Here is a 12,779-nt window from a genome sequence, read left to right as displayed (position 1 = left end):
AATGGGCCTACCGGCAGATCTTCACCAGCAGCAACCACCGCCAAGCCGCACTTGCGCCCTGGCTCCAGCACTACAACACTGAACGCATCCACACCGGCATCGGAACCACACCCATTACCCGGGTGTCACCAACCTGATGGCCCAGTACAGCTAGGTCGCCGGAAACGTACGGCGACCTGGGACGCTTCCGGCGAACTCGCCATGCGCCGCCGACCTTTGCCCGTCACGCCCCGCGCGCTGCCGCCGCCCGCCTCCCTCGCCTACCCGCCGTCCCCTCCCGCCCGCCGTCCTCTCCCGCCGCGGGCCCGAGCTCCAGTTCGCCGGACCCGTGCCAGGTCGCCGGAAACATACGGCGACCTCGGACGCTTCCGGCGAATTCGCGATGCCATCCCCGCCCTGCGCCCGTCACACCCCCGCCGTCCGGGTCCCTCGCCTAGGCGCTGTCACCGCCCGCCGTCCTCTCCCGCCGCGGGCCCGTGCGCGAGTTCGCCGGACCCGTGCCAGGTCGCCGGAAACATACGGCGACCTCGGACGCTTCCGGCGAATTCGCGATGCCATCCCCGCCCTGCGCCCGTCACACCCCCGCCGTCCGGGTCCCTCGCCTTCCCGCAGTCACCGCCCGCCGTCCTCTCCCGCCGCGGGCCCTTGCTCGAGTTCGCCGGACCCGTGTCAGGTCGCCGGAAACATCCGGCGACCTCGTAGGCTTCCGGCGACCTCGCCATGCGTCGCCGCCCGCACACGAGCGCCGACGAGAAAAAAGTTCTTGACAATTAAAATTGTCGGCGGGCAGACTGGAAGCATGTTGGACATCGGAGTGATTGAGGATCCGGCCGCGGCCGAGGCCTCGCTGGACCCGATCCGGACGCGGATCCTGCGCGAACTGGCCGAGCCCGGATCTGCGACGCAGCTCGCCGCGAGGGTGGGCCTGCCGCGGCAGAAGGTGAACTACCACCTCAAAGCGCTTGAGCGGCATGGGCTCGTCGAGCTCGTCGAGGAGCGACGGCGCGGCAACGTGACCGAACGCATCCTGCGGGCGACGGCGGCGTCGTACCTGATTTCGCCGGCGGCGCTGGCCTCGGTGGCGCCGGACCCGCACCGGTTCTCGGACCGCTTTTCCGCCTTCTGGCTGCTGGCACTCGCTGCCCGCATGGTCCAGGAGATGGGGCAGCTGATCGCCGGGGCGTCCGCGGCCCGGCAGAAACTCGCCACCTTTGCCATCGACGGCGAGATTACCTTCCGTTCGGCGGCGGACCGGGCGGCCTTCGCCGAGGAGCTCGGCGTCGCCGTGACCAGGCTCGTGGACAAATACCACGACGGCGGTGACCTCCCCTCAGGTTCCCCGGCAGATCCGCAGGCAGGGTCCCAGGCAGGTCGCCGGCCGGAGGGACGCAAGCACCGGCTGGTCGTCGCGCTGCACCCGGCGCTCAAGGCGCCGCAGCCGAAGGCAGCGCACCCAGACCCACAAACAGCAACCCCACAAGCCAAGGAGCAGGACAATGACTGACCAACGGAAATTCGAAATCGTCTACGACACCGAACTGTCCGGTACCCCGGAACGGGTGTGGGAGGCCGTCACCAAGGACACCCCGGCCTGGATGTTCCCCACGGACCAATGGCCGGCGGTCCGGACCGTGGACGAATACCCCACCCGTCTGGTGTCCCGGATGGACGGTCCGGATGGCTGGTTCAACCAGCTGGAGCACGTCCTGGAAGCGCTCGACGGTGGCCTGGCACGGCTGCACTATGTGCACAGCGGCATCTTTGCGGACAACTGGGATGAGCAGTACGACGGCGCCAGCAAGCACACGGCGTTCTATCTGCACACCCTGGGCCAGTACCTGAAGTACTTCGACGGCAAGCCCGTGGTCTTCGCGGACATCCAGGCACCCGCGGCTTCGCAGACCCCGGACGGCTTCGACCGGCTCAAGCGGGCCCTGGGCGTCGACACTGCCGCTCCGGGGGAGACGGTGGAACTGGAGCTCGACGGCGTCGGGCCGCTGGCCGGCGAAGTGGACTTCGCTAACGAGAACTTCCTCGGCCTGCGGACCTCGGACGCGATGTACCGCTTCTTCGGGCGCAACGCCTTCGGCGCGCCGGTGGGCATGACCGTGCACGACTTCAGCGGCAGCGGGGACGCCGGGGCGACGGCCCAAGCCTGGACCGGGTTCCTGGCGAAGGTCTACGCCTGATCCCGCGACGCGCATCCTGCCTGGCGATGCCCTGAACGTTCGAGATCGCCGGAACGGGCCGAAGTCGCCGGAATCGACCGGCGACTTCGGACGTTTCCGGCGACCTCGAGACGCGGGAAAGAAAGGGCGCCGCAGGGCGGGCCCGAGGGCGCCCGGTCTCAGGCGATGGCCGCGGCCGGCGGGGACGACAGGTTGCGCCGCAGCTGCGGGGAGGCCTCCAGCCGGTCCTGCGCCGAACGCAATGCCAGCACGGCCGTCTCCAGCTGCTCGGGTGGCAGGGTGAACGGCAACCGCAAGTACTGCTCAAACGCGCCGCCGACGCCGAACCGGGGTCCGGCGGCGAGCCGGATCCCGACGTCGGGGGCCAGCACCGCCAGTGCCGTGCTGATCGGCGCCGGGAGTCGGCACCAGACGGACAGGCCGCCGACGGGCCATTCGGGCTCCCAGTCGGGCAGGTGCTCCCGAATCAGTTCCACCAGTTTGTGCCGGTTCTCGCGCAGCGCGGCCAGCCTGTCGGGGAGCGGCTCCGTCATGGCATTGACCAGATGCGCCCCGGCGAGCTGCTCCACCACCGGCCCGCCCAGGTCCAAGGTGGTGCGGGCAGCGGCGAAACGCTGGATGAGGGGCTCGCTGGCGCGGATCCAGCCGGTGCGCAGCCCTGCCCAGTGCGACTTGCTGAGGGAACCGAGGGAGACCACCGCCGGGCTGAAAGCGGCCATGGGGGTCGAGGCGGCGCCGTCGAGGTTCAACTCCCGCAGCGTCTCGTCCACCACCAGCACAGTGCCCGACGCCGCGGCCGCCTTCACGAGCCGGCGCCGCTGGGAATCGGGCATCAGCCGGCCGGTGGGGTTGTGGAAGTCCGGCACCACATACGCCATCGCGGGCCGCTGCTGGAGCAGCGCCGTTTCCATGGCCTCGAGGTCCCAGCCGACTGCGACGTTCGGGGCAAGGCCGTTGTGGGCAAGGCCGTTACCGCCTGCGCTGTGGACGCGGCCGCCGTGGACTGCGCCGTTATGGCCTGTGCCGCCGGGGGCTGCGGCAGGCATGGCCACCGGGACCGGTCGGCAGCCCGCAGCCCGGATCGCGTCGAGGGCGTTCGGGTAGCTCGGATGCTCCACCAGCACCTTGGTCCCGGACCGCCCGGCCAATGTGCGGAGCACAATGTTCAGCGCGTGCTGGGCGCCGGAGGTGACCAGGACCTGCGCGGCCGTTGTCGGGACCCCGGCGGCGGTATACCGGGCCGCAATGGCTTCCCGGAGCGGGCCCACGCCCAGGGCGTCGTAGCCGAAGCCGGGCAACAGGGCCGGCAATTCGGTCAGGGCCGCGGCAAACGCCCGGTGCACCACTTCGCCGCTCGCGGGCAGGGAGGCGTAAGCCAGGTCCAGGATCCCGTCCGGCACCGCCAGGCCGGGCGCGCCACTTAGCCGCAGGGCTCCGTCGTGGCCGCCGGCATGCAAGGGCCCCTGGCTTGGGATGCAGCTCCGGCTCCGACTGCCCTGGCCGCTGCTGAGGAAACCCTGCTCTCGCAGCAGGGCGTAGGCCGCCGTCACCGTGGTGCGGCTGATGCCAAGGGCCGCTGCCAGCGAGCGCTCGCTCGGCAGGGCGACGTCCAGGGCGACGCGGCCGTCGAGGATGAGCAGGCGGACGACGTCGGCCAGCTCGCGGTAAGCGGGGGCGGCACCCACGTTCCACTCGCCCAGCAGGCGGGCCAGCGACCCCGGAGTCAAAGAGACGGACATAGGGCCAGTATTTCAAACTGGCTATGGATTGCAAGGCCAGTTTTCGTGGAGGATGGAGACCATGTTGACCCGCAGACTCCTCCAGCTCCTGATCGGCCTCGCTCTTTACGGCATTTCCCTCGCCATGGTCATCCGCGCCAGCCTCGGCACGGCGCCGTGGGACGTGCTCCACCAGGGGCTGGCGGCCAGGACCGGGCTCAGCCTCGGCACGGTGGTGGTTGTTGTCAGCTTCCTGGTGCTGCTGCTGTGGATCCCGCTCCGGCAATGGCCCGGCGTCGGAACCTTGTGCAACGCGGTGCTGGTGGGGGTCTTCGCGGACATCGGGCTGGCCCTGATTCCACAGTTTTCGCATCTGGGCGGCCAGATCTGCCTGCTCGTCGGGGCCGTGCTGCTCAACGGCGTCGCCTCCGCCTGCTACATCGGCGCCCGCCTGGGCCCGGGCGCACGGGACGGGCTCATGACGGGCCTCGCCCGGCGGACGGGCTGGCCGGTCCGGGTGTGCCGCACCGGCATTGAAGTGGTGGTCCTTGGCGCGGGCTGGCTGCTGGGCGGCTCGGTCGGTGTGGGCACGGTGCTGTACGCGCTGGCCATTGGCCCCCTGGTGCAGTTGCTGCTGCCGCGGTTCACCGTTCCGGAAGCGCCTCCGGTCCCTGCGGCAGGAACTGAAGCGTCCGGAACTGAAACGGAAGCCGCCGCTGCCGGGACGGCAGTTCCAGTGGCGGCAGTCCCTGTGGCGGCGGGCAGCGGGCCGGCCGATTGATTTCCGCGGGTTAATTCCCGCGGGCGCCGTCAGCCGGCGCCTTCTGTCCCGGGGCCCGGCAGGGGCTGGCAGGTGGGGCAGTAGTAGATGTCCCGTTCCTCGGTCAAAGTGCCGGCGCCGTTCTCCTTGCCCAGGACGCCGCGGCGGATCGGAGTGCCGCATTTGAGGCACGGCTGGTGCTCGCGCCGGTAAACCCAGTAACCGGGACGCCCGGCGGTGCGGCCCACCGGCACGCCCCGCGCGTTCAGCACGGTGGTCCGCCGGCCCGGCCCGAGGTTGGCGGAGAGCAGGACCTGGGCGTCGGTAATGATGGCGGCCAGATCCGGCACTGCCGAGACGGGCGACGCCGGATGGACGCCCGCGAGGAAGCAGGCCTCGCACCGGTAGATGTTTCCGATCCCCGCCAGCTTGCTCTGGTCCAGCAGGGCGACGCCGATAGGAACGTCCGGAGCCGCGAGCAGCCGGTGTTCGGCCTCGGCCGCGTCCCAGTCCGGGCCCAGCAGGTCCGGGCCGAGGTGCCCCACGATGGTGTCCTCCTGATCGGTCCGGACCACCTCAAGGATGCCTAGGGAGAACCCGACGGCGTCGGCCGTGGCGGTCCGCAGCACGCAGCGGGCCGTGAAGCCGGGCTTCCGCCAGCGGCCCCCGGGCGGGTAGACCTGCCAGCTGCCCTCCATCTTCAGGTGCGAATGGATGGTGAGCCGGTCTCTGGGCGTCGGGCCCTGGACGCGCATCAGCAGGTGCTTGCCGCGGGGCACCACCTCGGCCACGGTCCAGCCGCCGAGTTTCAGGGTGGCGAAGCGCGGGACCCGGAAGTCGGAGGAGACCAGTTCCTTCCCGGCCAGGGCAGCGTGCAGCTGTGCGGCGGCGCGGAAGACCGAATCGCCCTCAGGCACGGATCCTCAGTCCCTTGGGCGTGGAATAGGCCCCGGCCTGGGCGAGGGCAGCCGCCACCGGGGTGTCCAGGATGCCGTGGCCGTTGACCTTTTCCATGATCAGCTTGTCCACCGCGCCGCGGGTCACCACACCCACCAGGGCCGTGCCGGCCGCGGCCAGGACGTCGGGGTCGTCGATGAACGCGAGCAGGGTCTTGCCGCCGCGCTCGACATAAAGCGCCAGGGCGCCGTCGACCAGGACCACGAGGGCGCCGGCCTTCCGGCCCGGGCGGTGGCCGGTGCCGGCGTCGACGTTGAGGGCAGGCCACGGCAGTGCGGCGCCGTACGGGTTGGCGGGGTCGGTCGCGGCGAGGGCCAGGGCCACCGGCTCGGCCTTGTGCAACTCGGCGTCCTCGACGTAGGACCGCAGCCGGTCCACCGTGGCCGGGACGGCGAACTGCGCCGCACCGAGGTGTTCGATGAAGTAGCCGCGGCGGCAGCGTCCGGCTTCCTCGAGCCGGGCCAGCACCTTGTACATGAGGCCGAAGCCGCCGAGGATGTTTTCTGCCATGACCGAGCCGCGGGTGACTACGCCATAGCGGTCCAGCAGCAGCTCCGCGGTGGCCCGGGCATGGATGGTGGGATCGAGCTCCGGGGAGGGCAGCGCGGACCAGCGTCCCGCGGCGAGCGGGGGAGCGGGCGCGGTGCCGGTCACGGATCCGTACCGGCCGCCGGTGAGTCCCGGTGATCCGAGCAGGCCGGTGCCGTGCGCCCGTCCGAGCCGGCTGAGCCGCGGCGCGCGGGCCCGCGGGGCGCGCCCCACCTGCCGGTGCGCGGTGTGGCCGCCGGCGATCAGGGCCCTGACGGGAGCGAACGTGTCGCCGGTAATCCGGCCCGCCCAGGCGAGATCCCAGAGTGCGGCCACCACGTCCTGGTCGCTGAGCACCGAATCCATGCCGCCGGCAACCTCGGTCAGCTGCCGGAAGAAGTAGCCGCCGCCGTTGTTCTGCAGGTGCTCGAGGAGCCGTCGCTGCGCGTCGCCGGGTTCGAAGTCAATGGACGGGTTCAGCGTCAGTTCGGCCGAATCGGCGAGGTGCAGGCTCACCCAGCCGTCGTTGCCCGGCAGCGAGCCGGCACCGGACCAAAGGACCTCGCCCGCGGCCATGAGCTCGTCCAGCATGGCAGGCTGGTAGTTGGAGACGCGGCTGGCCAGGACAAGCGGCTCCCATGCCGAGGCCGGAATGGGCACGCCGGAGAGCTGGTCGATGGCCGTGATAATGCCGTCCAGGCCGCGGAGCGCGGACTGCCCGCGGCCGCCCGGGGTCCGCACGTTCTGCCAGGCGGGAAGGAATCGGCCGTAGGCGGCGGCGTCCACCGGCTCGACTTCGGCGCGGAGCGCGGCGAGGGAACGGCGGCGCAGCCTGCGGAGGACCTCGGCGTCGCACCATTCGCTCACGCTGGCCAGAGGCAAAAGGGGAGGCAAAACGGCGGGCAAAACGGCGGGCTGGAACGCCTCCTCGCCGGATCCCTCCACCCCGGATTCTGCACCGCCGGCTGCCGCGCTGGCTGACGTGCCCGCCGGTGGCGCAGCGTGCGGGCGGAACTCTCCTTCCACCACGCGCCCGTCCGCGGCCAGCCGCTTCAGTGCCGTGCCGACGACGGCGACGCCCAGTCCCAGCCGCGCCGCGGCCTCGGCGGCGGTGAAGGGCCCGTGCGTGCGGGCGTAGCGCGAGACGAGGTCGCCGAGGGGGTCCGCGACCGGTTCGATGAAGGCCAGCGGCACACCCATGGGCAGCGGCACGCCGAGGGCATCCCGGAGCCGGGCGGCATCCTCGACGGCCGCGAAGCGTTCGATGCCGCCGATGTTGACCTTGATCGCCCGGTTGGCCCGCTGCAGTGCGGTGAGGTGGGCGGCGGCGTCGGCCTCGGTTGCCGGGGTTTCGACAGGCAGGCCCCCCTGGCCGGTCTGGTCAGTCCCGGCGGTCCCGGCAGCCTCGCTTCCCTGGGCTGGGCCCGCCACCGGCTCCAGTCGGGCGGCGACCTCGTCCGGCGAGAGCGGACCGAGGAGGCGCAGGAGGTCCGCGACGCCCTCCAGCCCGCGCACCTGGCGGTCGCGGGCCAGCCGCTGCAGTTCGCGTTCGGTGGCCTCGATGACCTTCGCATCCAGCAGTTCGCGCAGCTCCACGCGGCCCATGAGCTCGTTGAGCAGGGTGGAATCGAGGGCCAGGGCGGCGGCCCGGCGCTCCGCCAGCGGGGAGTCGCCTTCGTAGAGGAACTGGGCCACGTAGCCAAAGAGCAAGGACTTCGCGAATGGTGAGGGCTGCTGGGTGGTGGTCTGGACGATCCTGAGCTCGCGGCGCTCGACGGACGCGGCGATGTCCTTCAGCGCCGGAAGGTCGTAGACATCCTGAAGGCACTCGCGGACCGTCTCGAGGACAATCGGGAACGTCGGGTACTTCCGGGCAACATCCAGCAGCTGCGCCGAACGCTGCCGCTGCTGCCACAAGGGTTGCCGCTTGCCGGGATTCTGCCGGGGCAGGAGCAGCGCGCGTGCCGCGCACTCGCGGAACCGGGAGGCGAACAGGGCGCTCCCGCCGACCTCCGCCGTCACGATCTGCTCGATTTCCTCCGGGTCGAACAGGAACAACTCGGCGCCCGGCGGCTCATCCTCCATCATGGGCACGCGCAGCACGATGCCGTCGTCGGCGGCCATGGCCGAGCCGTCCATCCCGTAGCGCTGCTGCAGGCGCTGGCCCACGGCCAGGGCCCACGGTGCGTGCACGGGCATGCCGAAGGGGCTGTGCAGCACCACGCGCCAGTCGCCGAGCTCGTCGCGGAAGCGTTCCACCACGAGGGTCGTGTCGCTGGGGACCACCTCGGTGGCGAGCCGTTGTTCGGCGAGGTACTGGATCAGGTTGTTCGCGGCGTAATCGTCCAGTCCGCTGGCCTTGCACCGCTCGGTGGCCGGCCCGACGTCGGACGCCGCCAGTTCGCGCATAAACGCGCCGAGGGCGCGGCCCAAGTCCACCGGCCGGCCCAGGGAGTCGCCCTTCCAGAAGGGCAGCTTGCCGGGCTGGCCGAACGCCGGCGAGACCAGGACACGGTCGTGCGTGATGTCCTCGATCTTCCAGCTGGTGGCGCCGAGCGCGAAGATGTCGCCAACCCGGGATTCATAGACCATTTCCTCATCGAGTTCGCCCACCCGGCGCCCGCCCTTGGCCGCGGCGGCGGCCGGGCTGGCTGCCCTGCCGTCCGCACTGGCGCCGCCGGAGGAACCGCTACCGCCGGTGCCCTCGACTTCGGTGCCAATGATGTAGACGCCGAACAGCCCGCGGTCCGGGATGGTGCCGCCGGAAGTGACGGCGAGCCGCTGCGCGCCGGGCCTGCCCTCGATGGTCCCGGCGTTCCGGTCCCAGATGACCCGGGGGCGCAGTTCGGCGAATTCGTCCGAGGGGTAGCGCCCGGCAAGAAGGTCCAGGGTGGCTTCGAACGCGGAGCGGGGGAGCGAGGCGAACGGCGCCGACCGTCGGACCGTGTTGAACCAGTCCTCCACGTCGATGGCACCGAGGGCCGTGGCGGCGACCGTCTGCTGGGCCAGGATGTCCAGCGGGTTGGCCGGTACGCTCAGCCGCTCGATCTTGCCCGCGAGCATCCGCTCCACGGTGATGGCCGTGTGGACCAGGTCCGCCCGGTGCTTCGGGAACAGGACGCCCTGGGAGACTTCGCCGACCTGGTGGCCGGCGCGGCCCACCCGCTGCAGGCCGCTGGCCACGGAGGGCGGCGACTCCACCTGCACCACCAGGTCCACGGCACCCATGTCGATGCCGAGCTCGAGTGAGGACGTGGCCACGACGCAGCGCAGCCGCCCGGATTTCAGGTCATCTTCGATCAGGGCGCGCTGGTCCTTGGACACGGAGCCGTGGTGGGCGCGGGCCAGCACGGGATCGGCGCCGGCGGTGCTCCCGGCCTGGGCCATCATGTGGGCCGGTGTGGCGGTGGAGGTGGGCTGCGCGGCGGCGCCGCCGGACGGCATGCCCACGCCGCCGGACGGCACCGGACTCGGCACGTCATTCGGTCCGGCTTCGAAGTCCGGGGCGCCGGCGCCAAAGTCCGTCCAGCCGCCGCCGGCTGCCAGGAGCTGGCGTTCGGCGTAGATCTCGTTGAGCCGGGCGGTCAGCCGTTCGGCGAGGCGGCGGGAGTTCGCAAACACGATGGTGGACTGGTTGGCGAGCACCAGGTCCACGATCTTTTCCTCCACATGCGGCCAGATGGAGGCCTGGGGCTGCAGCCCGGAGGCCGGGCCGGAGTCGAAGGCCCCGGCGGCGCCCTGGAGATCGGACATGTCCTCCACCGGGACGGAGACAGTCAGGTCCCAGTTCTTCCGTGACGGAGGGGCGACAATTTCCACCGGCGCCGAGCCGGCGAGGAACTGCGCCACCAGCTCCTTGGGTTCCACGGTGGCCGACAGCCCGATCCGCTGGGCGGGCTTGGGCAGCAGCGCGTCCAGCCGTTCCAGCGATACTGCCAGATGCGCCCCGCGCTTGGTGCCGGCGACGGCGTGGACCTCGTCGACAATGATCGTGTCCACTTCGCTGAGGGTTTCGCGGGCCTTGGACGTCAGCATCAGGAAGAGCGATTCCGGGGTGGTGATGAGGATATCGGGCGGGTGGCTGAGCAGCGAGCGGCGGTCCGACGCCGTCGTGTCCCCGGACCGGACGCCCACGCTAATGAGCGGGGCCGGCAGGTCCAGGCGTTTGGCGGTCTGCGTGATGCCGATCAGCGGCGCGCGGAGGTTGCGTTCGACGTCGACGCCGAGAGCCTTGAGCGGGGATATGTACAGCACGCGGGTCTTGCGCTGGGGCGCCTTGCCTCGAGCAGGCTTCCGGCGCCCACCCTTGACCGCCGGGTCCAGGCCGGGCAGGGCTTCGGGCTCTGCGGGCGCGGAGACAAGCAACCGGTCCAGCGCCCAGAGGAACGCGGCGAGCGTCTTGCCGGAGCCGGTGGGTGCGACGACGAGGGCGTGCGCACCGGAGGAGATGGCATTCCATGCGCCGTTCTGGGCCGGTGTGGGCGCGGAAAAAGCGCCCAGGAACCAGTCCCGGGTCGGCCGGCTGAACCGGTCCATGGCGTCGGCCGCGAGTGTGCCGCCGGCGAGCTCCTGCCCCTTCATTCCTCCATCATGCCCTACCCCGCCGACACTATTGGCCGGGCCACATCATGGGGCGGCGGGTCCCGCGGGGGCCAGGTGCCCCGGGACGGGCGGGAGCGCAGACGCGCTGGATCAGAGACGCGGGGGACGGGTGTTACTTGGGCTGGAAGGCACCGATGGTCAGCAGGTTGATCTCCGTGTTGGTGCAGGCGTCCAGTTGCTGCGGAATGAACAGCGACGCGGTGTCGTTGGGCGGGTAGACCCGGAATCCTGCCGCCGGTGTCTTGGTGCAGTCCGGGTAGTTGGCGGCCTGGGTGTAGCGCAGGGTGGCTGTGCCGGCCTTGCCCGGGGCAAGCGTGACGTCGGTGACCGGGCCCGAGTCGTCGCGGGTAGCGGCGGCGCCGATCGGCTCACCGTCGGCCCCTGCTGTGAGGGAGACGCCCGCGAAGCCCTTCAGCAGGCACGGTTCGGTGCCGGAGTTGGTCAGGATCAGCTGCATGTAGATGCTGCCGGCCGCGCCGCCGCCCGTGGCGTCGGTGGTGCCGGTCAGGCTTGCGGCCTTGCACAGCTGGGGGCCGCCCTTGGCGGTGGACGGTGCGGCGGCCGCAGAGGATTCCGGCGCGGCGGCGGACGTCGCGGGCGGCTGGCTGGTCTCCGTGGCAGACGGGCTGGGCGGGGACGTGGCCGACTGGGCCTGCGTCGAGCTGCCCCCGCAGCCGCTGAATAGGAGGGCCGCCGCGGCAGCCGTTGTCACAACCAGTGCGTGCTTCATTCGCTGAGACCTCATGGCTCAACCATTATCCCCGCCGTTGCCTTAGTCAACGATGCCACTGCGACGGAGCCCGATTGATGTCCGGATTGTGATTTCCCGGCATCGGCCGAGGTCAACTGCGCCGCGTGCTCTTTTCCGCAGCCGGCGAGCGGCTGCCCTAGTCGGTCTCGGGCCCCGAGCAGTAGTGGCAGTCGTCGGGGCAGGAAGCGGCCCAGGGGTCCGTCCCGGCCGCGGACCCGGACAGGATTTCCGGCTGCCGTGTCAGGGCCGTTGGCCGGTCAGTTGCCAGCATGGCCGGCTCCTTCGGGGTCTGCCACGCTCAGTTCAAAGCCGTCGGCAACGTGGAACAGCTGACGGTGCCCGCCGTCGGAGAGCACCCATACGACGTCGCCGTCGGGCGTGCGGTTATCGACCAGGCCCGCGTGCTCAAGGCGGCCGCCACGGTGGAGGTGGACGGCGTCGCCGATCTCGACATCGTCCCAATGGGCGGCGCTGCCGGAAGGCCGGTTTTTCTGCAAGGTCATGAGGAGTCCTGAACGGTCACGGGGAAACGAGGATGTGACCCAGCTAACCGTGGAATGGCCTCCCGCCTCAATGGTCAAGTGAATGAGACACTGACTTACTGTTGTGCACAAGTCCAGGGCCGGAAGTTCAGGGCAAGAGCCCGGGCAGAACTCCGGACGGTAGGCGGCCGTCTACGTGTCCGTGCGCGCTGCGCGGCGGGTCAGCCAGGCAAAGGTGGGCGGAGGGGGCGGCGGGACAGCCGCTGGCCCGGCCGCCGTGCGCCCCGAGGTGCCCCCCGCTGCCGCGCGGCGCCGGCGCAGTTCCAGGGCGAGGCTCTCCTGGCCGCGGGCCATCGCCCAGCGGTGGTTGGCGGCGAAGGCCGGCTTCAGCAGCCAGCTCAGCCGCCGCAGCAGGGGCTTGGCGGCGCTGACGCGCCAGTCGTAGGTGATGACCGTTTCCGGCCCGTCCGGCTCGAAGGTCCAGCGGCCGGTGCCGTTCAGATCGCCTGCCGCGGTGAGGGCGAAGCCGCGGGCCGTGACGGGCTCCGTAACCGTGAGGGTCCAGCGGAGCGTATAGGGCAGCCAGCCCTTCGTGTAGAGGCGTACGGGTCTGTGCATTCCGGGCCCGGGCTCCGGGCCGCCGGCCACGGGCTCGACGCTGAGATAGACGGAAGGCCACCAGCGGGGCATGGCCGTGGCGTCGCCCAGGACGGCCGCGACCTCCTCCGGCGTGCCCGCCACCCGCCAGACGGTCCGGAACTCATAATCTGTGCTGCCCATCGGGGCCTCCTT

The 12,779-nt window shown here is 71.1% G+C and carries 11 protein-coding genes; 4 read left to right on the top strand and 7 right to left on the bottom strand.

Annotation, left to right across the window (positions count from 1 at the left end; genetic code table 11):
- The 3 genes from AC1DN2_RS13170 to AC1DN2_RS13160 form a co-directional block, all read left to right on the top strand.
- Window positions 1-137, top strand: a 137-nt coding sequence (locus AC1DN2_RS13170; RefSeq protein WP_476850663.1) for an integrase core domain-containing protein, incomplete at its 5' end; no start/stop codon positions are given.
- 662 nt (window positions 138-799) lie between these two features.
- Window positions 800-1,504: a helix-turn-helix domain-containing protein gene (locus AC1DN2_RS13165; protein WP_476850658.1), complete on the top strand. Its 705-nt coding sequence runs from the start codon at window positions 800-802 to the stop codon at window positions 1,502-1,504.
- Complete coding sequence (locus tag AC1DN2_RS13160) at window positions 1,497-2,189, top strand: SRPBCC family protein (RefSeq protein ID WP_476850657.1); 693 nt, start codon at window positions 1,497-1,499, stop codon at window positions 2,187-2,189. Before AC1DN2_RS13165 ends, AC1DN2_RS13160 begins: the two co-directional genes overlap by 8 nt.
- Before the next feature lie 158 nt (window positions 2,190-2,347).
- Here the strand turns inward: AC1DN2_RS13160 and yczR are convergent, their stop codons facing one another.
- Window positions 2,348-3,928: a MocR-like transcription factor YczR gene (gene yczR / locus AC1DN2_RS13155; protein ID WP_476850656.1), complete on the bottom strand. Its 1,581-nt coding sequence runs from the start codon at window positions 3,926-3,928 to the stop codon at window positions 2,348-2,350.
- Window positions 3,929-3,989: 61 nt separating this feature from the next.
- Here yczR and yczE point away from each other — a divergent pair, with 61 nt between their 5' ends.
- On the top strand, window positions 3,990-4,688 hold the full coding sequence (gene yczE, locus AC1DN2_RS13150; RefSeq protein ID WP_476850655.1) for a membrane protein YczE: 699 nt from the start codon (window positions 3,990-3,992) through the stop codon (window positions 4,686-4,688).
- Between the two features lie 29 nt (window positions 4,689-4,717).
- Here the strand turns inward: yczE and AC1DN2_RS13145 are convergent, their stop codons facing one another.
- The 6 genes from AC1DN2_RS13145 to AC1DN2_RS13120 form a co-directional block, all read right to left on the bottom strand.
- The gene (locus AC1DN2_RS13145; protein ID WP_476850654.1) at window positions 4,718-5,584 is read right to left on the bottom strand and encodes a DNA-formamidopyrimidine glycosylase family protein; all 867 of its coding nucleotides are present in this window, start codon (window positions 5,582-5,584) and stop codon (window positions 4,718-4,720) included.
- A complete protein-coding gene (locus AC1DN2_RS13140; protein WP_476850653.1) occupies window positions 5,577-10,733 on the bottom strand; it encodes an Lhr family helicase in 5,157 nt (1,718 codons plus the stop codon). The genes AC1DN2_RS13145 and AC1DN2_RS13140 overlap by 8 nt, the downstream gene beginning before the upstream one ends.
- Before the next feature lie 133 nt (window positions 10,734-10,866).
- Complete coding sequence (locus AC1DN2_RS13135) at window positions 10,867-11,484, bottom strand: DUF4232 domain-containing protein (protein WP_476850652.1); 618 nt, start codon at window positions 11,482-11,484, stop codon at window positions 10,867-10,869.
- A gap of 157 nt (window positions 11,485-11,641) precedes the next feature.
- On the bottom strand, window positions 11,642-11,776 hold the full coding sequence (locus tag AC1DN2_RS13130) for a hypothetical protein (protein WP_476850651.1): 135 nt from the start codon (window positions 11,774-11,776) through the stop codon (window positions 11,642-11,644).
- On the bottom strand, window positions 11,763-12,008 hold the full coding sequence (locus AC1DN2_RS13125; protein WP_028277167.1) for a hypothetical protein: 246 nt from the start codon (window positions 12,006-12,008) through the stop codon (window positions 11,763-11,765). Before AC1DN2_RS13125 ends, AC1DN2_RS13130 begins: the two co-directional genes overlap by 14 nt.
- A gap of 171 nt (window positions 12,009-12,179) precedes the next feature.
- Complete coding sequence (locus AC1DN2_RS13120; RefSeq protein ID WP_476850650.1) at window positions 12,180-12,767, bottom strand: SRPBCC family protein; 588 nt, start codon at window positions 12,765-12,767, stop codon at window positions 12,180-12,182.
- Window positions 12,768-12,779: the final 12 nt, after the last annotated feature.

The organism is Arthrobacter sp. 01L42, assembly GCF_056400005.1.
This window is presented reverse-complemented; position numbering and strand designations above follow the sequence as displayed.

Excerpts from the sequence above, each read along its gene's own strand:
- AC1DN2_RS13165 (WP_476850658.1), top strand. The coding sequence starts at position 800 with ATGTTGGACATCGGAGTGATTGAGGATCCGGCCGCGGCCGAGGCCTCG.
- AC1DN2_RS13160 (WP_476850657.1), top strand. The coding sequence starts at position 1,497 with ATGACTGACCAACGGAAATTCGAAATCGTCTACGACACCGAACTGTCC.
- yczR (WP_476850656.1), bottom strand. The coding sequence starts at position 3,928 with ATGTCCGTCTCTTTGACTCCGGGGTCGCTGGCCCGCCTGCTGGGCGAG.
- yczE (WP_476850655.1), top strand. The coding sequence starts at position 3,990 with ATGTTGACCCGCAGACTCCTCCAGCTCCTGATCGGCCTCGCTCTTTAC.
- AC1DN2_RS13140 (WP_476850653.1), bottom strand. The coding sequence starts at position 10,733 with ATGAAGGGGCAGGAGCTCGCCGGCGGCACACTCGCGGCCGACGCCATG.
- AC1DN2_RS13135 (WP_476850652.1), bottom strand. The coding sequence starts at position 11,484 with ATGAAGCACGCACTGGTTGTGACAACGGCTGCCGCGGCGGCCCTCCTA.
- AC1DN2_RS13130 (WP_476850651.1), bottom strand. The coding sequence starts at position 11,776 with ATGCTGGCAACTGACCGGCCAACGGCCCTGACACGGCAGCCGGAAATC.
- AC1DN2_RS13125 (WP_028277167.1), bottom strand. The coding sequence starts at position 12,008 with ATGACCTTGCAGAAAAACCGGCCTTCCGGCAGCGCCGCCCATTGGGAC.
- AC1DN2_RS13120 (WP_476850650.1), bottom strand. The coding sequence starts at position 12,767 with ATGGGCAGCACAGATTATGAGTTCCGGACCGTCTGGCGGGTGGCGGGC.